Annotated in this window: 18 protein-coding genes, 1 tRNA gene, 1 other RNA gene and 4 pseudogenes; 11 read left to right on the top strand and 13 right to left on the bottom strand. The window is 29.5% G+C overall.

The window, feature by feature from the left end:
• Positions 1–23: 23 nt before the first annotated feature.
• Positions 24–467: a hypothetical protein gene (locus tag OTBS_RS17200; RefSeq protein ID WP_232488995.1), complete on the bottom strand. Its 444-nt coding sequence runs from the start codon at positions 465–467 to the stop codon at positions 24–26.
• 18 nt (positions 468–485) lie between these two features.
• On the bottom strand, positions 486–1,097 hold the full coding sequence (locus OTBS_RS17195) for a hypothetical protein (protein ID WP_232488994.1): 612 nt from the start codon (positions 1,095–1,097) through the stop codon (positions 486–488).
• Between the two features lie 17 nt (positions 1,098–1,114).
• Here OTBS_RS17195 and OTBS_RS08805 point away from each other — a divergent pair.
• Positions 1,115–1,631 (top strand): annotated as a pseudogene (locus OTBS_RS08805) (IS982 family transposase); the annotation flags it as partial.
• A 564-nt stretch (positions 1,632–2,195) separates the two neighbouring features.
• Entirely contained in the window at positions 2,196–2,744 is a 549-nt protein-coding gene (pgsA, locus tag OTBS_RS08800; protein WP_011945105.1) for a CDP-diacylglycerol--glycerol-3-phosphate 3-phosphatidyltransferase, read from the top strand.
• 377 nt (positions 2,745–3,121) lie between these two features.
• Here pgsA and OTBS_RS08795 read toward each other — a convergent pair whose 3' ends face one another.
• Together OTBS_RS08795 and OTBS_RS08790 are read right to left on the bottom strand one after the other, a co-directional pair.
• Positions 3,122–3,625 (bottom strand): endonuclease/exonuclease/phosphatase family protein, encoded by a 504-nt coding sequence (locus OTBS_RS08795; protein ID WP_332370194.1) that lies wholly within the window; start codon positions 3,623–3,625, stop codon positions 3,122–3,124.
• Between the two features lie 304 nt (positions 3,626–3,929).
• Positions 3,930–4,005: transfer RNA gene (locus OTBS_RS08790), tRNA-Ala, on the bottom strand.
• A 429-nt stretch (positions 4,006–4,434) separates the two neighbouring features.
• Here OTBS_RS08790 and OTBS_RS08785 point away from each other — a divergent pair.
• Together OTBS_RS08785 and OTBS_RS14740 are read left to right on the top strand one after the other, a co-directional pair.
• Positions 4,435–4,720, top strand: a pseudogene (locus tag OTBS_RS08785) (hypothetical protein); the annotation flags it as partial.
• Positions 4,721–4,841: 121 nt separating this feature from the next.
• Positions 4,842–5,039, top strand: a pseudogene (locus OTBS_RS14740) (IS5/IS1182 family transposase); the annotation flags it as partial.
• Positions 5,040–5,047: 8 nt separating this feature from the next.
• Here the strand turns inward: OTBS_RS14740 and OTBS_RS18605 are convergent.
• From OTBS_RS18605 to OTBS_RS18595, 3 genes are read right to left on the bottom strand one after another with little or no spacing between them, the layout of a single operon-like run.
• Positions 5,048–5,323, bottom strand: coding sequence for a hypothetical protein (locus tag OTBS_RS18605; RefSeq protein WP_050897567.1), 276 nt, complete (start codon positions 5,321–5,323; stop codon positions 5,048–5,050).
• A complete protein-coding gene (locus OTBS_RS18600; protein ID WP_232488993.1) occupies positions 5,320–5,463 on the bottom strand; it encodes a MobA/MobL family protein in 144 nt (47 codons plus the stop codon). The genes OTBS_RS18605 and OTBS_RS18600 overlap by 4 nt, the downstream gene beginning before the upstream one ends.
• Positions 5,464–5,503: 40 nt before the next feature.
• Positions 5,504–5,848, bottom strand: a complete 345-nt coding sequence (locus tag OTBS_RS18595) for a MobA/MobL family protein (RefSeq protein WP_232488992.1) — start codon at positions 5,846–5,848, stop codon at positions 5,504–5,506.
• Positions 5,849–6,758: 910 nt separating this feature from the next.
• Here OTBS_RS18595 and OTBS_RS08775 point away from each other — a divergent pair.
• Positions 6,759–7,583 carry an IS5-like element ISOt6 family transposase gene (locus tag OTBS_RS08775; RefSeq protein ID WP_041621356.1) on the top strand — a complete coding sequence of 275 codons (825 nt, stop codon included), beginning with the start codon at positions 6,759–6,761 and terminating at the stop codon, positions 7,581–7,583.
• Positions 7,584–7,665: 82 nt separating this feature from the next.
• Here OTBS_RS08775 and OTBS_RS17180 read toward each other — a convergent pair.
• The 5 genes and pseudogenes from OTBS_RS17180 to OTBS_RS08750 all read right to left on the bottom strand — a co-directional run bounded on the left by OTBS_RS17180 (position 7,666) and on the right by OTBS_RS08750 (position 11,516).
• Positions 7,666–7,877: pseudogene (locus OTBS_RS17180) on the bottom strand (transposase).
• Between the two features lie 107 nt (positions 7,878–7,984).
• A complete protein-coding gene (locus tag OTBS_RS17175) occupies positions 7,985–8,335 on the bottom strand; it encodes an IS630 transposase-related protein (protein ID WP_232489065.1) in 351 nt (116 codons plus the stop codon).
• A gap of 1,736 nt (positions 8,336–10,071) precedes the next feature.
• Positions 10,072–10,341 (bottom strand): 50S ribosomal protein L27, encoded by a 270-nt coding sequence (gene rpmA / locus OTBS_RS08760; protein WP_011945103.1) that lies wholly within the window; start codon positions 10,339–10,341, stop codon positions 10,072–10,074.
• Between the two features lie 43 nt (positions 10,342–10,384).
• On the bottom strand, positions 10,385–10,711 hold the full coding sequence (rplU, locus tag OTBS_RS08755; RefSeq protein ID WP_041621355.1) for a 50S ribosomal protein L21: 327 nt from the start codon (positions 10,709–10,711) through the stop codon (positions 10,385–10,387).
• 136 nt (positions 10,712–10,847) lie between these two features.
• Positions 10,848–11,516 (bottom strand): phosphatase PAP2 family protein, encoded by a 669-nt coding sequence (locus OTBS_RS08750; protein WP_011945101.1) that lies wholly within the window; start codon positions 11,514–11,516, stop codon positions 10,848–10,850.
• 103 nt (positions 11,517–11,619) lie between these two features.
• Here OTBS_RS08750 and OTBS_RS08745 point away from each other — a divergent pair, with 103 nt between their 5' ends.
• From OTBS_RS08745 to OTBS_RS08735, 3 genes are all read left to right on the top strand, one after another.
• A complete protein-coding gene (locus OTBS_RS08745; RefSeq protein WP_011945100.1) occupies positions 11,620–12,369 on the top strand; it encodes an MBL fold metallo-hydrolase in 750 nt (249 codons plus the stop codon).
• Between the two features lie 235 nt (positions 12,370–12,604).
• Positions 12,605–13,975 carry an exodeoxyribonuclease VII large subunit gene (xseA, locus tag OTBS_RS08740; protein WP_011945099.1) on the top strand — a complete coding sequence of 457 codons (1,371 nt, stop codon included), beginning with the start codon at positions 12,605–12,607 and terminating at the stop codon, positions 13,973–13,975.
• Positions 13,976–14,113: 138 nt separating this feature from the next.
• Entirely contained in the window at positions 14,114–15,508 is a 1,395-nt protein-coding gene (locus tag OTBS_RS08735) for a transporter substrate-binding domain-containing protein (protein WP_232488991.1), read from the top strand.
• 91 nt (positions 15,509–15,599) lie between these two features.
• On the opposite strand, the gene OTBS_RS08730 is transcribed toward OTBS_RS08735, so the two are convergent.
• The gene (locus OTBS_RS08730; protein WP_011945097.1) at positions 15,600–18,596 is read right to left on the bottom strand and encodes an autotransporter domain-containing protein; all 2,997 of its coding nucleotides are present in this window, start codon (positions 18,594–18,596) and stop codon (positions 15,600–15,602) included.
• A 904-nt stretch (positions 18,597–19,500) separates the two neighbouring features.
• Here OTBS_RS08730 and ffs point away from each other — a divergent pair.
• The 3 genes from ffs to OTBS_RS08720 all read left to right on the top strand — a co-directional run bounded on the left by ffs (position 19,501) and on the right by OTBS_RS08720 (position 21,902).
• An RNA gene (gene ffs / locus OTBS_RS13260) (signal recognition particle sRNA small type) lies at positions 19,501–19,598 on the top strand.
• Between the two features lie 52 nt (positions 19,599–19,650).
• Complete coding sequence (gene dnaX / locus OTBS_RS08725; protein WP_011945096.1) at positions 19,651–21,330, top strand: DNA polymerase III subunit gamma/tau; 1,680 nt, start codon at positions 19,651–19,653, stop codon at positions 21,328–21,330.
• 11 nt (positions 21,331–21,341) lie between these two features.
• Positions 21,342–21,902: a YbaB/EbfC family nucleoid-associated protein gene (locus OTBS_RS08720; RefSeq protein ID WP_011945095.1), complete on the top strand. Its 561-nt coding sequence runs from the start codon at positions 21,342–21,344 to the stop codon at positions 21,900–21,902.
• Positions 21,903–22,155: the final 253 nt, after the last annotated feature.

Here is a 22,155-nt window from a genome sequence, read left to right as displayed (position 1 = left end):
TTTATTAAAATTACTAAACTTAACTAACTCAAAGAAAATCCTTGAGCTTTAAAAGCATATTCAAGACCTTGCATACAGTTGTTTCTAATGTAATCATCTTCAAATTCTGTTTTTGCTTTGATGAATATTTTTTTATTAACACTATCTTCATTTACAACTTCTAATTTACTAAACCATAGTTTATCAATAACTTGCTTATATTCGTAATGTTGAAGTATGTATTTTCGTACTTTGAACAATATAGAGTTAGAACCTAGCTCTTTACTAAGTTCTGAAAGGTAATCTTCATCACTTATTTGTTGCTGTAAAACTGTTGTTTTTTGATACTCCGTTGTACTATTGGTAACTTGTTTTGATTCATCAAATGGTATAACTTGTAACAGCTCAATATCGTTGCCATATACAGCTCGTACCTCCTGTAATATCTTGAATTTAATATTATCTGACAGTGAAATATTCTTAATCAACTTGATGTAATATTTGTTTTAAACTGCTACCCCAAAATCACAAGATGTTAAAATTTTATAAGCCATATCTGCTTCAAAGACTCCAGCTATTTTACGCTTCAACTGAGCCTTCATACTACGATCTGTATCAGATTCAATATTTGCTAGATACTGTTCTTTAAATCTTCCTACATCATTAAATCGAAAATTTCCACTATTAGCCTGATCAGTAGTTAGTAATTCATTTGCTAAGGCTTTTGCCATATAGTTTAGCACTGCTATCTTATTTTCAAAATAACGGAATGAATATTTATTTGATAACTTCAACAGTAATTGATTTATGAAGTATATGTTGAAGCTTCTACTAGACATACGTTGTAGTATAACTGCATCTTCTGGTGTTAGTGGATAATAATCTGCTAGTCTTTTTCTTTTGGGGCAGCATTCATTCTTTTCAACCTCTGAATTATCGATAATAGCTGGAGTTGCTAACTTACTGTTTTGCTCATAATCATTGTTTGATGGCTTGTCATTACTAACATCACTAAGCTCATAAAAATTCAAATTCTGTTGTTGCTGTTGATCTTCTTTTTCATTTCCTACTAACTCAATTTCTATAAAATCATCAGATTCAGTATATTTAAACTTCAAATTTTGCTGCTGATCTTCATTACAAACGCATTTCCAGTAATAGATTTTTCAACAGAATTTCTAAAATTGGTAAGAGTAGTTATGGCTGGTTCTTAGGCTTTAAGCTTCATCTTGTAATTAATAATAAAGGTGAAATAAAATGTTAGTTAAATTTACTAAATGTAATAAAAGCACCCTATCTGTATCTTCAGTTTTTTCTAAATGCTTATCTGGTAAATTGTTTGGTGATAAAGCTTACATATCTAAAGAGTTATTTCATCAACTCTTCTACAATGGTCTACGTTTATTTACTAATCTTCTTAAAGATATGAAAACATATTTATTAGACATAGATGATAAGCAGTTATTAAATAAACGTTCATTAATTGAGTCTGTCCTTAATGTACTAAAAAAACACATGCATTTAGAGCATACTAGAGACACCGTTCTCCTCTTAATTTCTTTGTTCATATAATTGCTTCTCTTGCTAGTTATTCTATCTCTAAACTTAATCACCATCCTATCTCTTCTTCTTCTCCTGACTCCTTATCCTAAATTGACGTTTATAGGGTACATTGTGCTTGAGCCGTATACGAACTAATTCGCTCGTACTGTTTTCTTTGTTAGGAGAAAGGTGCTTCCATACTCGCTTAATAATTTTATAAAAACTTACATCTTTTTGTTAATAAGCTACATAAGGATAACAGTTTATCTCTGGTTCTTTGATTACTACTTGGTATTAACCTCTTTCTTTCCAACTTTTGATATATCTTGCAAAGATTGTTTATTAAATAGTATACTTTCACAATACATTTTTTATGTTGGATTATTAATTTTTTATTTAAATTTTTCTTCATAACTCAACATTTTCTCTTTCTATCTAAGCTAATGATTTATCTTTTTCGCTTTTTCAGATAAAATCCCAATTCTGTTATCACAAATAATCAATTGTATTTATATCTTTAAACAAATTAATTTGTAATGCTAGACAATAAAAATCTCATATAATAGAACAAAAAATAGTTGCAGTAAGCAACAGTATATATGTATATGTTTAATTTCTTATAGAATAATTTTATAACCGTAGTCTTAAAGAATTATTAAAGAGCTAAAAACAATATGCAGTTAACCAGAAAAATACCAAATATTCTAACAGCTACTAGAATTAGTATAATACCAATTATACTAATTACTTTTTATTTTGATGATGTTATTTTTTCCCATCAATTGGCAGCTACATTATTCGTTATTGCTGGTATAACAGATTTTTTTGATGGGTATATAGCTAGAAAACTTAATTTACATAGCAGTTTTGGTAGAATGCTTGATCATATTGCTGATAAATTATTAGTTGGCAGCATTCTTATAATGATAGTAAAATTTAGAAGAGCTCAAGAGTTACCATGCTTATTAATTTTATGTCGAGAATTTTTAGTAGCTGGCATGAGAGAATTCTTAAGCCAAATTAAAGTTAGTGTTCCAGTATCTAGGCTTGCAAAAATAAAAACTACATGTCAATTTTCTGCTTTAGCTATTTTACTATTAGGTTCTAAGGGATCTGGAATTCATATGTTAGATATAGTAGGACAAATTACTTTGTGGATAGCAGCAATCTTGACTATTATTACTGGATATTCTTACTTGAAAGCATGTATTAAATATTTTTAATTAAATAACTTTGAAAACTAGAGTTTCAATATAATCTGAGAAAGAAAGGAAAAGATAATTTAACTTAAGAAGATACAGAAATTAAAAATGGATATTGCTAGATGAATAAATCAAATGTATGAAAAAGGCAAGATAAATAAAGAAATGAGAGAAGAGGGTTGCTATATAGAACGATCTAGTTCGAACAACTGCATGAAAAGTACATGTTAAGGACATTGAGGCCTTAAAGAATAGACTTCTCAATGTTCAGTATAAACTTGAGCTTGTATCTTAGTTTTTAAATACCGCAGTAGGTTGATATAGCATTTAAGTTTCTATTTCTAGCATAACTAGAACATGATCAGATGGCATATCCCATCCCCTGGCATCTTTGATGATTATACAAGATTTAATTTTGGATTCTCTAAAGGATAACTAATCCATATATGATCTAGCCTGTGGCCGCGATCGGATTTACTCCAGTCGACATTTTGATAGCTCCGCCAGGAATACAATTTTTCGTGTTTACCTGAAAAAAAGCGCACTGCATCAATCCAATCAAAGCTAGTAATATTATGCATTAATTTTTTTCGTTCAATATCTGTATGAGACACAACATTGCGTAATTGATAACTTGACCATACATCACTTTCTAATGGCGCAATATTAAGGTCTCCAAGCAGTATAATCTTATCTTTTTTAGACTTATTATTCAAAAACCAAGCATTCATAAAATCAACATAGCATAATTTATGCTTAAACTTTATATTTACATTTGCAGCCGGAATATCTCCTCCTGCAGGTACATAAAAATTATGGATGCTTAACTCTCCTATGTTAATAGCAATATGCTTTTTTTCATCATTATATAGATTTATTGCAAACGTAGATTCAAATGAAATTCTGGATAAGATTGCTACTCCATTATAAGATTTTTGTCCACTATAAGTAATATATTTATATCCTAAATTTATGTATTCTGTTAATTGATGACTTCCTACTCTTTCAGCACTTTCATGAGTCTTTCCATTTCTTCATTTGTTATATATCTAGATCTTGATTTTTGCTTACGATTTTTTATTCTATATACAGGATTTTATCTAATAATCCACAGTCTATAGCATTATTGAATATAGGATTTAAGTTCATAAGAGTATTGTTTGCTTTTACATAGTACTTCTTTTATGTTATTTCATCAAAAAAAATTGGTGGAGCTAAGCGGAATTGAACCGCTGACCTTTTGAATGCCATTCAAAAGCTCTACCAACTGAGCTATAGCCCCATTTTTGACATTGAAGTTAAACAATACTACACTGTAATACTCTAATTTAGATAGTTTTATAACTAAATTATTTACTTTATGCTCAAACTCTGAACATAACTAAAAAAGTAGTTACAGGATTTTAAAAAAATATTCTGTAGTTAGAAACTACTAGAGAGTTAATAAATTTAATTATATTAGATACTATGTTAAAAATCAAGAAAATAAATAATAATTTTATTATAAAAAAATGTGTGTTTTTACATATAACATTATCTATAGGTAAAATTGGTCTTCTAGGGTAGATAGTATCAGTATAAAGATTTATATAGGTTTGGTATAAAAATTTTTTCTACCTATTTTCTACCTTTTGTATAAAAATTTTAGAATAATTTATAAAAAAATTATTTTCTAAAATACCTGCTATAGCTGCATTTTTGGAGGTAAAAAGTGCAACATATAGTACGCGATATTTTAACTAATGGTTGTAATTTTGTTAAAAATAATAGTAACAATAATACCACAATATTTTATCGTTTTATTGGAAATTTTATACCAGCCGAATGGAGAAAGCTAACTGGAGATAATGGAAAAAGAATTAAGCAAAACATCTAAACAGCTTTTATCATTGATAGTATTTAGATTATAGATCTATTACAATAAAGATATAGAAGAATTACAGGAGAGTTATTACTTTTTTGAAGAGTCATTAGGTCTTCGCCGCAGAAGGGTTAGGTAGTGCTTAGTAGAATTAAGAGAATGCAGGTTTTATTGATCTTAATAATAGAACAATAGACTTCTTTTGAAACTAGAGAATGATGTAGAATGGTGTTATAAATATGTGATTTGAAGTAATAATGAAATTCGATCAGATTAAAGAGTTAGAGGATGAAAAATTTCGTCGATTAACAAGAGTAAGGAAGGGAACATTCTCAAAGATGGTAGATATTTTGAGGAAAGCTGATGGTCTTAAGAAATCAAAATGTGTGCGTAAAAATAAGCTCAATTTGGATGAACAGTTTGGATCGGGTATATCTTTTATACGGCTTTTTCAACACAATGCTTAGTAAAAATAGCTTTGTAATGTGTTTATAGAATCTGTTATTACATCAGCATCCTTAATAATTTTTAAATTAGCCTCTTTACGTAACTCTTTTTCATTTGCTACTTCATTAATTAAACTCTTAATTCTAGTAGGACCAATATGCTTTTGCGGCACTGTGCTTATATCGTCAACTCTATTTGATAAGCCTAATTTAGCGAAAAATGCATTAATTATTTCTTTTACTTTTTCATGAATCATTTCAACTTCTCGAATAATATACGGCTGACCTTTCACTGTTCTGAATTTATAGGCTCTAAGTCAATAGCTTTACCTCCCAATTCTTCACCATTCTCTTTAAATCTTCTTGTAGTAACCAATATATGTGCATGCCAGTTTTTATCTCCTCTATGAGGCTTATGAATATCTATCTGCACTCCAAGACAATTTTTCACCTATTCCATTGCATCAACTATTTCATGTGTAAATCTTTATTCTATCTTCTAAATTCAACTCCTTGTCGTCTGGTAGTGCTATTACTATATCCTTTAGCAACTGGCTGGTTCTTAGTTTTTCGGTTCGTTCCACCTCATTCATTAATGTTTGAATATTCTTGAATTTTTGATTTACATAAGCAGGTATCAGCACTGTATGATATACGTTATCTTTCTTATGAGAGAAGTTATACCTTATATTTGTCTGCTCATTTGTGACAATAGTTCTTGCATTATACGCTACCTTACAACAACTATTACCTCCTTTACTTCTACTTAAAAATTCAATTCTTGCAAACTGTATTGCCATCTCAACACCAATTCTCACCTGAGTTTTAAGTTAGCATGGTTTTTTTGATTTTGCTAGCACAAACTTCTTTTTTTTAACATTCAATCGGTTAATGAGTACTCATTTTTTAGCGGCAATCTTTATAGATTGCGTATTGCGTAGTGTGACATGAGGTCGCTCAAACAGAGACTACAGAGATATAGCAAGGTTGCATTTAAACCTTAGTTACCCGCTATTGCGGTGCGAGATTGGTAACGATCTTGTACTAAGCATGATAGAAAGCCTAACTAAAGTACTAATCTGGATGGGAAATAGGGGAAAAGTAAAGTTAAAATTGGTTAAACGAAAGTGAATCTTCATATGAAAAATATCGTCAATGCAGAAGCAGATACTCCAGATAAATTCTGTTATAGGAATAAAGCTAAAAAGCTTAGCTGTAAGAAGGAATACGCAGCTTTCTTTAAAAATGCCAGCTCCTCCTCGGTATAAAGAAGATAGCAAACTTAACGTATCTCTTTGTGAGTGAAACATGGTAAGCCTATTATTAGGCAACTGATAGTAGGTAAGAGAGGCCTTAGAAAGCAAATGATACTAAGTCGAAAGACTACAGGAATTAATAACTGAGTGTATAGGCATTTATATGCTAATCAGAAATGATGCTAACTTAAGACTTGTGATTTTTACCCTAAATAGGTAAACAAGATTATGAATTAATTAGAAAAGTGAATGCTAAACGCAAATGTAACAATTGAGACTAAAGATAATTTCAAGAAAATCTATTGGCGTTCAATAGATTGGAAAGCAATTATACAAAAGGTTAATAATCTTAGTAGACGTATTTATAGTCATTTACAATGAAGTTTACGCATAGAAAAAAGAGATAATAGACTTCTTTCGAAACTATACAATGATGTAAAATGGTATTATAAAAATCTGATTTGAAGTAATAATGAAATTAGATCAGATTAAAGAGTTAAAGGATGAAAAATTTCGTCGATTAACAGTAGTAAGGAAGGGAACATTCTCAAAGATGGTGGATATTTTGAGGAAAGCTGATGGTGTTAAGAAATCAAAAGGAGGGCGTAAAAATAAGCTCAATTTGGAGGAACAGTTATTGATGGCCTTAGAATACCTTAGAGAATACCGTACTTATTTTCATATAGGTCAGAACTATGGGATTAGTGAAAGTTCAGCATATAAGGCTGTAAAATGGGTAGAAGACACCTTAGTTAAACACCCAAACTTTGCTCTTCCAGGTCGTAAAGCTCTAATGAATAGCGATATGAATTATGAAGTAGTCTTGATTGATGCTACTGAGAGTCCAATAGAAAGACCCAAAAAAAAACAAAAATTCTATTATTCAGGAAAGAAGAAAAGGCATACACTAAAGACTCAAATAGTGGTAGACAAGAAAGCACACCAAGTAATATGTACAGATTTTTCTAACGGTAAAAAACATGACTTTAGATTATTTAAGGAATCCAAAATTCTTATCCATCCTAAGATTAAAGCGATTACTGATACAGGATATCAAGGTATACAAAAAATTCACAATAATTCTGCATTACCAAAGAAAAAAAGCAAGAAAAATCCTTTAACTAAAAATGATAAAAAGAATAATCGTAGGTTAGCAGGAAAAAGAGTTGTCAATGAAAACGTTATTGCTATGCTAAAACGGTTCAAAATTATTGCTGACAAATATCGAAATAGACGTAAAAGATTTGGTCTTAGATTTAATTTGATCTCTGGCATTTATAATTTTGAACTACCTTAACCAGTTTCGAAAGAGGCCTAATAGCATCATAAGATTTAGCAAATTGAGTAATTTGATGTTTAATCCACCGCTTTATATTAGCCTAAAACTTTTCTATCGGATTTAAATCTGGAGAATAAGGTGGAAGAAAAATAACTTTATAACCAACAGATTCTATTAACTCTTTAGTTTTTTAGATTTATGAAACGCAGCATTGTCCATTACTACAAACTGAGCAGGCTTTAACTCATTAATTAATACCTGCTGTACCCAAGTTTCAAATAATCTTGCATTATAGGCCCCATTAAATATCATAGGTACGATTGATTTATTATTAACATAACAAGCTATAATATTTGTACGCTCGTAAATATTTACCACGCTTTTTGCTGGTTATATGAGTTCCTTTTTTACTTCACAATCTATCCTTGCATATAGATTTCAATGCAACTTTCATCTATGTGTACCAAGTTTTCTTTGAGTATCGACTTATCACTTGTTGATATTTTTCTCTTACTTCTAGTTTTACTTCCATGTGGGTAAACGTTTTTTTTATAACTATAGCTAAGTTTTATCATGTAATAACTCACTACCATTATTGAAATTCCAAAATGTTTTCCTACTTGTACCAGAGTTAGATTTGGATTTAGCAAAATGTATTTTTCAAATTCTATCTTATATATTTTTTCTTTTTTACCAAGATAAGCTCTTTCTTTATAATGATTTTCTGATTTATATCTTTTATACCAATTTCTTACTGTGTTTGCCGCTATATCAAATTTTACTGAGTTAGCATTACAATTTTTTCCTTAATTAACACATTTCATTACTTTCTCTCGAAAGTCTTGGCTATATGATTTTAGATTTTCTTTTCAGAATGCTATGCTCAAGCTACATTCTAAATGACTATAGCATATTTTTGAAGCAATATTTATCTTAATGAAGTAGAGATCAAATGCTAGAAAGAGCAAAGATCGTGAGTAAGCTAAGAGATGGCTATAACCTAGAGTAGGTTAGATGTGCTGATGATTTGATCATACTAATTGATGGCTATAGAAAATAGCAGTGGTTAGAAAAAGAAATTAATATATGGCTAAGACAAGAACTGTTGAAAATAAATGTTGAACTACACGAAGAAAAGATAAAAACAGTTGATTTAAAGAATGGTAAAACATTTAGCTTTCTGGTTTTTAATTTTAGGATAGTGAAAACTAAGCAATGTAAAATTGGAATTCAGAAAATGCCTAAAATAAGAGCCAAACTTCTCTGCTAAAATGACTATAAAAGAAATATTTCGCAAATTTATATCACAACTAATTGATAGGAGTAATACATCTTATCAATAAGATATTACGAGACTGGATAAATTTACTTTAGTATTGGTAACTCTAGCAGTTATTTTGGATATGTAATGGAGTTAGTAGAGAGGAAAGTAAGATGTTGTTTAATGCAATTACGTAGATTGGAAAAGCTTCGGCTGGAAAAGGTGGAATAGAAGAGAATTATTATGAGAAAATTGGATTGTGTAATGATTACTAAATTAGATATTATAGATCTTTAAAAGCAATAACTTTCGATATGCTATAGGCAATGATATGAAGTTATCAGGAAAGCGTAATACTTGATGAAATCCGTACATTGCGTTTGATGTTGCTGGTGATGGAAAGGAGAATAACTAAACTACCTCATATTTACTCAATCTTACCTTAGGAAACAGAGATATGTAAACATTTCTTTGTGTTACATAACCATATAAATGCTTATACATCCAGTTATTAATTCCTGTAGTTTTTCAACTCAGTGTCATTAGCTTTCCAAGATATCTCTTGCCTACTATAGCTAAGCTACTATAAAACAGTTATACTGTGTACTTTTCAAAAGGCATATCTAATAGGCTTGCTATGGTTTACTTATCAAAGATATTACCTTATATATACAGTGAAACTTGCATTTTTTAAAGAAGGTAAGAAATCCATTCTTACAGCTAAGCTTTTCCAGCTTTATCCATATAACAGCCTTTATCTAGAGTATCTGCTTTTGCCTTGATGATATATTTTTTATACGAAGATTCACTTTCGTTTAACCAATTTTAACTTTACTTTACCACTATTTCCTGTCTAGATCAGTACTCTAGTTAGGATTCATATCGCTCTTAGTACAAAATTGTTGCTAATCTTGTATATCAATAGCTGTAACTTAGGTTTAAATGCTACCTTGTTACATCTCATGTTAATTTTAGGACAAAGAGCAAAGAACTATGAATAAATTATTTGCTGACTTATTCTTGCATGCTGTATGCAAGTTCAAGGAATATTTTTTTATTGATGAAATACAAACAGCATGCTTTACCTTATACTATTAAACAAGAATATATAGAAGTAGTAAAGCGTATGATGTAATAAATTAGGTAAATTAGATATGTGTAATTTACAATAGCAAGCTAATTATACTACTTTTGAAGTAGTTGTAGTTTAAGATCAAATATACTAAGATCCAAGTTAAAAAGATGCTATGCAGCAGTAGAATCATCAACTACTACAGAAATGAAAACCCTGTTCTTTTTTTTTCGAAAAAATTTTACTTTTCCTGAGACTAATGAAAAAATTGTATGATCTTTACCTAATCCTACATTTTTTCCTGGATAAAACTTTGTACCTCTTTGCTTAACAATAATATTACCAGCATTTACTAACTGACCGTCAGTTTTTTTTAAACCTAATCTTCTACCAGCTGAATCACGGCCATTTTTTGAACTACCACCTGCTTTTTTCGTTGCCATCTGAACTCTCCTTAATACTGCTTTACTTAAAATAGTTTGACTTTTAGCAATTAGATGCTTTAGCGATATCTATAATCTTAACTTTTGTAACCTCCTGTTTATGACCTCTTTTGTTACGATAGTTTTTTCTTCGTTTTTTCTTAAAAACTATAACTTTTTGATTACGTAATTGATTTAATATTTGAGCTGTCACAGAAGCTCCTTTAACAATTGGAGTGCCAATAAAGGAAGGCTTACTATATTCTCCAATCATTAGAACTTCTTTAAATTCAATAGTTGAGCCTGGCTCACCATCAATTTTTTCTATTTTTATTATGCTATCTTTAGCAACTCTGTACTGTTTACTACCTGTTTTAATAACTGCAAACATTAAAATACCTACTTTTAATCCGATGTCCATATAATATATATTTATGCTACTGAAGTCAATGACAAACACAGCAGCATAAATTAAGGATGATTATTTATAATCCTTAATAAAAAAAGCTGCTATAACTTTCATAACATCACTTTATTTTGCAAGCTAGCATATATATTTTATTTTGAATAGCTTGAGTAAATGATTTTATTATTTGAATTTCTAATATAGCCTTAGTAGTATATAAAATCATTGCTGTAATTATACAAGAATATATAATATCAGACGGATAATGCATTGCCAATGACAATCTTGATATACCAACCATTATGACTAGCACTACTCCTGCGAATTTACCTATTCTGTTTAGTTTATGCCATAAACATGCCACGATGAAAAATGTGATTCCAGTATGAGCACTAGGGAAACTAGTAAAACAATTAACATATTCTGTATTAAAATCTATAACTGTTTGTATTTCTGATGATGAAAGTGAGCAACAAGGCCTAGTAAATGAGAAGAGACGTTTCAATTTGCTGTATACTAGTAAAAATATAGTGTATGCTGTTCCTACATATAACAAATAATTACAAGTTATGTTAAATTGATAAGCGCGTTTTTCACCATGATAATTTCTAAGTTTGATTAATAAATAAACTGCTAGTAATAAATAATATATTGTAAAATTTTTAGCATAGACTATTCTAGATAAATAGTAGAACATTTTAGCGATACATTCATTACTATTGGTAATTTGATTGATGATTAAGAATAATTTGACATTCCATCCATTAAAATCATATAACCACGGTTTCATTATTTTTCCTTATTGTATTTGAGTTTATATAAATTATTGGTTGGTATATTATATGTTAAATAAGTACTAATCAATATAATTTTAAGGTAAATTTGTAAAATTTATGTGGAAAGTTATTGTTTTAGGATGCGGGCCGTCTTTAGGAGTGCCTGTTATTGGATGCAAGTGCTCAGTTTGTATGTCTAATATCGAGTTCAATAAAAGATTGCGTTCATCATTATATCTTCAATATAACCATGAAATCTCAATTTTAATTGATAGCGGTTGTGATATCAGGTTTCAATTGTTACGAGCTAATATTACAAAATTGGACGCTGTAATTCTTACCCATCCTCATTCTGACCATATTGCTGGTATAGATAATTTGAGAGTTTTTACATATCAAAATGGCTGCTCTTTAGATGTTTATGCTAATGTAGAAACTGTTGATTATATTACTAAAAACTATAGTTATTTATTTGAGAGAAATTTATTAAATGCTATAAAAATTGATGACTATGGTACAGTTAATATTAAAGGTAAAGAAATAACTACTTTTCAGCAAAATCATGGAGACATTAATAGCTTAGGTATAAGAATTAAGAATTTTGTTTATTCAAATGATGTTAGAAAATTTCCTAGAAAAAGTTATCAATTTCTCAGTAAAATAGATGTTTGGATGTTAGACTGCCTACAGGTAATAGCAACTGATGCTCATGCTGGCTTGAATGAAGTTATGCAATGGAATGAGCAGTTTATGCCGAAAAAAATCTATTTGACTAATATGAATCATACTATAGATTACTATGGCATTCAGCCAATGCTTTCAAGAAATATTGCACTAGCTTATGATGGTTTAGAGTTTTATATATAATAATAAGTTAATGTAACCAAACAATTTGAGATAACAATCTTCGAAGGTATAATATTATAAGTCATTGTTAACAATAATCTTACATAAATTAACTGTGGCATAGCTAAAACGCTAGTTAAACATGTTTTTTGATTAAAATAATTGTGATTGTTAAATTAAGTTAGCGTATTTTTTATCATAAAATAAAAAATTTTAGTATAAAATAAAATTATGGATTATATAAAAATGAATCTTTATGCATGCAAAAAATATAAGTAGTTTTGATGTTAACTATCTAAGTGACGAATTCAATGCTAAGGAATATACAGTTCATGAGCTTTCGTTGCACATAAAATCAGCTATTGAATATCAGTTCGGTGTGCTAAAAGTACGAGGTGAAGTTTCTGGATTGAAAATTGCTAGTTCAGGTCATAGCTATTTTAACTTAAAAGACGATAAAGCAGTTTTAAATTGTGTATGTTGGAAAACAACTTTAAATCTTGTGAAAATTAAGGTTGAAGATGGAATAGAGGTTATAGCTACTGGTAGGCTCACTACTTATTCAGGCCAATCTAGATATCAGCTTGTAGTTGAAAATATTTGTATTGCTGGGTTAGGATCATTGATGCAAATATTTTTTCAACGTAAAGAAAAATTAATGAAAGAAGGGCTGTTTGATAATTCTAGAAAAAAAAAGCTACCAGCCTTTCCAATGATTATTGGAGTAATAACATCCATTTCTGGTGCTGTTATCAGAGATATTGCGCATCGAGTTAATGACCGCTTTCCTAGCAGATTATTAATATGGCCAGTAACGGTACAAGGCAATAATTCTGCTAATGAGGTAGCAAGTGCTATTCAAGAATGTAACAATATGCTAGCTAGTAACCATGATCTAGCTCCAGAAGTTATTATTATAGCTAGAGGTGGTGGATCTGTGGAAGATTTATGGTCATTTAATGAAGAAATTGTTGTTAGGGCTATAGCTAGCTCAGTTATTCCAATAGTATCAGCTATTGGCCACGAAGTAGATTTTACTCTTGCAGATTTTGCTGCTGACCTAAGAGCCCCAACGCCATCAGCTGCTGCTGAGATGGTAGTGCCAGTTTTAGCTGATATAAAAATGCGTTTAAATAATTCAATGAACCAGATAAATCATGTTACTTTCAATTATTTAAAATGTAGTGTTATGTTGCTGAATAATTGCGGTAATATTGTTCAAAAGCTAAAAACAATGATAGATTTAAATTATCAAAAATTTGATGAGCTTGTATTTCGATTTGATGCAAAAATAGAGCAATTTGTAGAACTTCAAAAAAGAATTTTACAAAATAATGTGCTTATTGATCCTAGTAAATTGGTGCAATTATACGCACTGAAACTTGAAAACCTTAATAATAAGTTATATCAACTTGTAAAAAGACTATTTGTTAACTTAGATAACAAAGTGTATTTGTTAGATTCCCTCTTAAATAATATGGATTATTCAAGAGTACTTAAAAGAGGATTTGCAATTATAAGGTTAGTAGAAGGGCCAGTGGTATCTTCATTGTCTCAGCTTAAAAGTAATGACAAAATAAAGATACAATTACAAGACGGAGTACGACAAGCTACAATTGATTCTTAATTAATATTAGCTGCATTTTTTACTGTTTAAAATTTATGTGATTATTAAGCTTATATTATGTCGCATTATAAAAGTACATTATTTATATTATTATTGCTTTGTTTATTCGCTTTTACACAAAATCAAGGCTATGCTCAATTGCAGTTAGAAAGATTCAATCTAAGGCTTGGAATAGAATCTGAAAGTATTTCTAATACAGATATTGCTATTGCGTCAGAAATTGCTGCAAAGATGCATATAAGTTTGTTTCTTAAACATGTACCTGCTGACCAAAAATTAAATGCTTTATCTGATGGTGGTGTTGACATTATTTCTAGCTCAGAAATTCCTACTGATATTAAGGAGTACGCTTACTTATCATCTACTCCACATCGTTATGAAAATTATTCATTGTTTGTATTAGGTGAGAAAAATTTAGAATTTAGTGATAGCTCTGAATTTGCTGACCTTATTAGGTTTCATGGGTTTCGTCTTGGAGTAATGAAGAATTGTGCTTATAAAGATAACGAAATTAGCAAATTGATTCAAAGTCCAGACAATCAGGATATAATATTTGAATACGAGACTAATGATGAAGCATTAAAAGCTCTATTAAATAATGAAATTGATGGATGGATTACAATAACCTCTTCAGGAGTAGCTTCGGTAGTTCAGTGTTATCATGCTATAAATAGAATAAAGCACATTGTTATTACGAATAAAGTACCTGTATATTTTATGTTTAATAAAAAAACTTTGCCTATCGGGTTAATAACAGATCTGAAGAGAGAAATAGAGAAATTTGAAGCTAAAACTGTTAAAAGCCGAATTTACTTGTTTTTATTAATTGAATCTATTCATTCAAGTTGGTTTTATGGGTTAAGTATTATTGCAGGAATATTATTTACCTTACCAAGTATTATTTTAGCCTTAACAAACAATTCTTCTTTATTTAGCATAATAATGCTAGCATTGTTACCTGCAAGTTTCAGTAATATTGCATTAGACATAATAATGCATAAGCAGTCACAAGGAGTTTTTTCTAATCCAATATATATATATTGCAATCTCATTATTGTGTTAATAGGATTTTTTTTAGTAAGATTATTAGGATGGCAAGGTAGTAAAATAAAGTGTGACCAAAACTTTTTAAGTTATTTATTTATCATATGTGATGCTTTGGTGCAGTCTATATTTATGATAGTGGGAATTATTGTATCATTAATGATTCCCATGTATCCAATAATGTTATGGGGTCCTGTGTTTGTATTATTATTTTCTAGCATAGGATGTATTGTTCGAAGTGTATTGTGTAGATATAACGCAATACAGGATGTTTATAGTGAAATTAATTTTATGGTTATTGTAATATGGACTATTATTTTTCTCAATTGCCTTGACTATCAATATAATGAGTTAAATCTAGAAAAAATGCAATATGATATTGTAATAGCAATTTTAGGTGTATTTATTACTAGCACAGCTATACATTATTTACTATGGAAAAAAAGATTGCTGAACAACAAAATTTGTAATTGGGCTAGTTTTAGATAATCCAGAACTCGATATGAGTAGAATGATGTAAAGTCGGTAGAACATAAATTAATATCGAACTCTGGATCATATACTTGCTAAAGTATAAAAGCTAAAAATTAGCTTTTATACTTATAGTGCTTACTTTAACAATATACTTTTCAGCAAAATAAACGTTATACGATCCTCCTAATTCTATTTTATTAGTTAGTAGTAGAGTAATTGCAGCGCCTAACTGACAGGTTGGCTTAGTATCTTCTATACTAATAGGTTTAGCATTATCCACATCATTATAATTAATAGAATTAGCATACTCTAGCATGATATTATTACTACTATTAGTGTATAAATTAGTATGAATAAATGCTTGGAATTCAGGTATTACTGAAATGTTTTTACTAATATTATTAATAGTATATTTTGTTGACAATCCTACTCTGCCAGCTAATATATTGCTATCCATACTACCTATAGTAATATCATCAAACAATTCATAACTTGAGTTATGAATCCTATTATATCTGATACCAACTATTGGTGATAAAATTAATTGTGAATTAGTATGATATAAATCACAGCCTAACATAAAATCGCCATAGTAACTCACGCCACTAATTTTGCTAGAAGACTGAGTAGTGTACTTATTTTTTCCATCATAGTTGATAAAGCCTGTTATTCCTTGTATAAATATATTCCGTTGTAAATAATATCTTCCATTTAAAGATAACGAGTACGTTGTACAGTCTGTGGTCGTTAATACACTTTGATCATAGTTAATGCTAGAATTTGTATATAGTCCTGTAATACCAATAATAATCTTTTCAGTTAAATATTTATTTGCTGTGACAAATATACCATTGCTATTTAAGTTATATTGGTTGTTTTCTGTAGACTCATTTGGATTGATAGCAGCAGTAAAAAATTTTCCTTGAATACTCCAACTAGTATTATTATTGATATTTGAGCCAGAACTTATAATATTTCGATGATTTTGACACATTTTAGATATGCTTGATGTTATATCACTTACCGTAGCAACAGTAACAGCAGCAATAGCGCTAGTTGTTGCTATCTCATTGGTTTGTGCAGCCTTTAACAGTACTTTCTCTTGTTCTTTAAAATACTCTTTTACTTTTAGTTCCGATTCTATAGTTTTATTTTGTTCAGAATTATCGAACTGTTGGTTATTATTATTTAGTGGTTGAACAGCGGAATTATTTAGAGTACTAGGTAGCAGTAATGAAGGTTGATTTGTTGAGCAATCTAGAACATCTTCAGCATCATGATATATATCGTCTATTTCAGCGTTGGATTGATTATATTCAGCATCATGATATATATCGTCTATTTCAGCGTTGGATTGATTATATTCAGCATCATGATATATATCGTCTATTTCAGCGTTGGATTGATTATATTCAGCATCATGATATATATCGTCTATTTCAGCGTTGGATTGATTATATTCAGCATCATGATATATATCGTCTATTTCAGCGTTGGATTGATTATATTCAGCATCATGATATATATCGTCTATTTCAGCGTTGGATTGATCTGAACATATTAATGTCAGTTTAGTGTTAATATTCTTTAATTCTGCTGCAGTTTTTGATATGATAGGCAATAATTTTCGTTCGATATTCTCTGTTTGCTCAACAGTCAAAGGATTATGACTAGAATTTAAATCTTTACTGCTGATATTATAGTTAGAATGCGTAGTAGCTATAGAAGTTGTATTAGAGTTTGGTATCGCTGTGACATTGTTCTTGGCGTTATTATCAGTCTGTTGTTTAGTGTTAGTCTTTGATTTTTCTGCAAACATAGGTACTAATTTTGTCCCGATGATATTTACCTTTTCCTTAAAAGTTAAAGCTTTCTGACTAGAATTTAAATCTTTACTGCTGATATTATAGTTAGAATGCGTAGTAGCTATAGAAGTTGTATTAGAGTTTGGTATCGCTGTGACATTGTTCTTGGCGTTATTATCAGTCTGTTGTTTAGTGTTAGTCTTTGATTTTTCTGCAAACATAGGTACTAATTTTGTCCCGATGATATTTACCTTTTCCTTAAAAGTTAAAGCTTTCTGACTAGAATTTAAATCTTTACTGCTGATATTATAGTTAGAATGCGTAGTAGCTATAGAAGTTGTATTAGAGTTTGGTATCGCTGTGACATTGTTCTTGGCGTTATTATCAGTCTGTTGTTTAGTGTTAGTCTTTGATTTTTCTGCAAACATAGGTACTAATTTTGTCCCGATGATATTTACCTTTTCCTTAAAAGTTAAAGCTTTCTGACTAGAATTTAAATCTTTACTGCTGATATTATAGTTAGAATGCGTAGTAGCTATAGAAGTTGTATTAGAGTTTGGTATCGCTGTGACATTGTTCTTGGCGTTATTATCAGTCTGTTGTTTAGTGTTAGTCTTTGATTTTTCTGCAAACATAGGTACTAATTTTGTCCCGATGATATTTACCTTTTCCTTAAAAGTTAAAGCTTTCTGACTAGAATTTAAATCTTTACTGCTGATATTATAGTTAGAATGCGTAGTAGCTATAGAAGTTGTATTAGAGTTTGGTATCGCTGTGACATTGTTCTTGGCGTTATTATCAGTCTGTTGTTTAGTGTTAGTCTTTGATTTTTCTGCAAACATAGGTACTAATTTTGTCCCGATGATATTTACACTTTCCTTAAAAGTTAAAGCTTTCTGACTAGAATTTAAATCTTTACTGCTGATATTATCGTCATCCCATTCATCAGTTGCATCGTTGTTTTGGCTTGGTGTTGTGTTATTTTCTTTGTCAGGTATTCTAGGCACTTTAGTGATCAAAGTTTCAGGTGCAAAAATTTTTGATACATATTTATTATTACTGTTTTGATGTTTTTTGAAGTCTGCAAATTGTTGTTGGGATTTTATGTCTGCCTCCATATCATCCTCATCATCAGATTCATTAGGTGACTGTTGATGCATTCGTAGTCGCTCACTTAATTGTTCTTTAAAATTGGCAGTACTGCTTTTAGTATTTGGTTCATTTGCCATACTTTGAATCGTATAGGTAAAGAATAATGTAGAAATAATTACTATGGCTATTTTTTTGTTGTTTTTCATAATATGCGGCTATTTATTCATTAAATATAAAAATAATATAAATAAATATTAATATAATTTAATTCATAAGCCAAGTATTTTATAACATATTAAATAAATAATAATTAATGTAACTTTCCAGTTCAATATAAAAATCAGGCAGAAAATAGACCTCTTTTAAAACTAGGATGGAGTAGAGATTAAGAAAAATATAACCAGAATTTGATATAAGAAGATAGAATAGAGATAGACAAAATAAGGATTAGAGTGGTAGTTTAACATGAGTATGATAGAATGAATAGCAAAAACTGAATTGTAAAAAAGATATGATAGAGTATAAAGATCTGAAGAATAAAAAAGGAGAACTGAATATAATCCCTATATTAAATATTTTTTCTTAATAAATAACTTTTGTAAGTATTTTGAAGAATGAATAAAAAAATATATACTACCAAATACTACACAGAAGCCTAAAAGATGCTAGAATAGGATAAGGAAGTAGAAGATAAATAAGGAGGAGATAAGATTGGAATTAAGTTTGGAAATATAGCTAAACTACTATAAAACAGTTATAATAATAAGATGTAATAAAAAAGTAATTAGTATGACATATTCTATAGATTTTCTGAAAACAGTGCTGACGATTTAATGCTTTTTGTATACTACGACTTACTTACTACTAGTCGTTCAGCTATTTTATATTGATATGCACACTATATTGACTTACATCTTCTTTTAGTTTATCAATAGAGATTTTTCTTGAAGATCTGTTTCTGTTTTTTAATTCAATATTAATGAAATACGAAACTTCAATTGTAGTTTTTAAATATTCTTTGGCTATCTTTATTATGCTTTGCAAAAAATTACTACATTAGTACACTAAGCTATATTTGAGTTGCGTTAAAGATTAAATTCATCTATACTATATTAACTGGCGTAGGCATCAACCTTACAAACCCAGTCAGGTTTGAAAAAAAGCAGCTGTAGTAAGTGCTTGGTGGGTTACGCTAGTAGTTTTATCTTAACGATGAGTGTATTTTTACATTCTTTTTTCTCTTGAAATTTAATTAAATTAATGCTAGAAAGGCAAAGTAACTATGTAGTTTGGGCTAGGAAATATAGACCTAAAACTATGTGTGAGTTGATAGGGCAGGAAGTATTAACTAAAGTTTTAACTTATAGTATGATTACTGGCTGCTTATCGCAAGCTTATTTGTTGAGTGGTATTCGCGGTGTCGGAAAAACAACTGCAGCTAGAATCATTGCTACAACAATTAATTGTTTGCAGCCAGTAGTAACTTCAAAAACAATATTTGCTTGTACTAAGTGTAATAGCTGTATAGCTATGGAAAATAATAGCCATCCTGATATTAATGAAATTGATGCAGCTAGTAGAACTGGAGTAGATGATGTCAGAACAATAATTGATGATAGCGAATATAAGCCCTTAATTTCTAAATATAAGATATTTATCATTGATGAAGTACATATGCTTTCTAAGAGTGCATTTAATGCATTGTTAAAGCTTCTTGAAGAACCTCCAAGTCATACTATTTTTATTTTTGCAACAACTGAGATTAACAAAATCCCTTTGACAGTGATTTCTAGATGTCAAAAATTTGACTTAAGACGATTGGATATAAATAATATTGTTCAAATTTTGAGTAACATTATAGCTAAGGAAAATGTTAGTGCTACTAAAGAAATATTAGAATTTATTGCTGTTAAAGCAGATGGATCTGCAAGGGATGCAGTATCATTACTTGAGCAAGCTAGAGCATTAGCCCAAAATATTGCAGATACTGCAAGTTCTGATGTAGTAGTGATTAGTTTAAACACTGTAGAACAGATGTGCGGGGTATTATGTTTAGGAAAATTAACAGATCTTCTATCAGCAATTGCCGAGCAAAATGCAGAAAAAGGTATTAATATTGTTACAGATTTATATATAAGTGGGACTGATTTTATAGTATGCAGTCAAAATATACTAGATCTGATTGGGTATTTAATTAAAGTGAAAACGATAGATGGCTATACTGAATCTATTTATGCGAGCCATAATAATATATTAAATTCTCTTAGTATGAAATTATCTTTATCGCGATTGACTGTACTATGGCAAATATTCAGTAAATCTATACAAGAGTTAAAGATTAGTCATAACACAAGGCTTTGTTTTGAGGTTGTTGTTATAAAAGCTATTTACAGTTTTTCATTACCTACTCCTATAGATGCATTGAGGCAATTGCAGAATGAATTAACTGATGCTAAAACTAATGTTGATAATGCCGCTAATTCGCCTGCTGTACCTGAATCTTTACCTGCTAGCATGAATAAATATGAGCTACAATCTTATGACTGCTATTCTGATGTAAATAATAGAAAAATGTTGAGTGAATCTAATAATAGTAATAATTATTTGATGATTTTAGTAGATTTTTTAAAGTATCTTAACCAAATTGGAGAGGTTGATCTTTATTATTATTTAATGAACATAGTTTCAGTTATTGATATTAATGGATGTACTGTTTTTGTAAGCAGCAAAGGTAGTAATGCAAAGATGAACAGTCAATTGACAATGCATTTATGTAACTGGAAGCCTAATAATTGGAATGTTTTAACTGTAGAAAATGATACAAAATTGCCATTAAAAGCAGAGCTGATTCAAAGGTTTAAAGTTTCTAAAGCTTGGGGTGTAATTACAACTAATTTTAAAGATGTTAAGGTCGTTGATATTATAATGAATAAAAAATAGTTAGGCGCTCTATGAGAAAATTAAGACAGTTATTAAGACAAGTTGAAGAGGCTCAAAAGCAGGTTTCGCAGAAAAAATATAGCGGGAGTGCTGTAATTGAGCACAAGAAAGTAGTTACTGTAATTTTGGATGGGCAGGCAAATGTTAAATCAATTTCTATTGATCTTGCTTTAACTAGTAACACTACAAGTGAACTATTAGAAAAATTAGTAATAACAGCTTTTAATGATGCTTTTCAACAGATTAATACAGAAGCGTCTAAGATGATGTCAAATATGTTAGGTAAGTTAACTAGTAAACTATCTAAGATGAAGTATCCTCAGCTTGATAAAATAGATGATAAGGTAGGAAATGCTGAGTTTGATGGTAGTGCTGGAGGAAATTTAGTCAACATTATACTGAATGGTAATGGCAATATTAAATCTATAACAATTGATTCTTCCGTGATTAATGATCAAGCTATGTTAGAAGATTTGCTTGTAGTATCTTATTCTAATGCTAAACGTAAATTTGATGCTAAAACTTCTAATGCAATGTCAGATTTGTTAGGTGGAAGAAAATCAGTATTTTGATTTAACTAATGAGATTAGTTTTATATAGTAGTTCGTTTAACTCTGCTATAATTTGAGTACTTGTGAATTATTAAATCAAAATTCTTATTTTGATAAATTATGCTTATAAAATTCCATTAATCATGCTATTTTAAATTACAGTTTATGTAGCGCTAGATTAAGCTTATTATATACAAATTTAATATAAAGTTATAGTTGGTGATTGTTTGTTAAGAGCAATAATAAATCTTTAGATAGTATAGCAGTTGCGGGA

Source organism: Orientia tsutsugamushi str. Boryong (genome assembly GCF_000063545.1).
GTDB classification, from domain to species: Bacteria; Pseudomonadota; Alphaproteobacteria; order Rickettsiales; family Rickettsiaceae; genus Orientia; species Orientia tsutsugamushi_C.
This window is presented reverse-complemented; position numbering and strand designations above follow the sequence as displayed.

Excerpts from the sequence above, each read along its gene's own strand:
- pgsA (WP_011945105.1), top strand. The coding sequence starts at position 2,196 with ATGCAGTTAACCAGAAAAATACCAAATATTCTAACAGCTACTAGAATT.
- OTBS_RS08775 (WP_041621356.1), top strand. The coding sequence starts at position 6,759 with ATGAAATTAGATCAGATTAAAGAGTTAAAGGATGAAAAATTTCGTCGA.
- rpmA (WP_011945103.1), bottom strand. The coding sequence starts at position 10,341 with ATGGCAACGAAAAAAGCAGGTGGTAGTTCAAAAAATGGCCGTGATTCA.
- rplU (WP_041621355.1), bottom strand. The coding sequence starts at position 10,711 with ATGTTTGCAGTTATTAAAACAGGTAGTAAACAGTACAGAGTTGCTAAA.
- OTBS_RS08750 (WP_011945101.1), bottom strand. The coding sequence starts at position 11,516 with ATGAAACCGTGGTTATATGATTTTAATGGATGGAATGTCAAATTATTC.
- OTBS_RS08745 (WP_011945100.1), top strand. The coding sequence starts at position 11,620 with ATGTGGAAAGTTATTGTTTTAGGATGCGGGCCGTCTTTAGGAGTGCCT.
- xseA (WP_011945099.1), top strand. The coding sequence starts at position 12,605 with ATGCATGCAAAAAATATAAGTAGTTTTGATGTTAACTATCTAAGTGAC.
- OTBS_RS08730 (WP_011945097.1), bottom strand. The coding sequence starts at position 18,596 with ATGAAAAACAACAAAAAAATAGCCATAGTAATTATTTCTACATTATTC.
- dnaX (WP_011945096.1), top strand. The coding sequence starts at position 19,651 with ATGCTAGAAAGGCAAAGTAACTATGTAGTTTGGGCTAGGAAATATAGA.
- OTBS_RS08720 (WP_011945095.1), top strand. The coding sequence starts at position 21,342 with ATGAGAAAATTAAGACAGTTATTAAGACAAGTTGAAGAGGCTCAAAAG.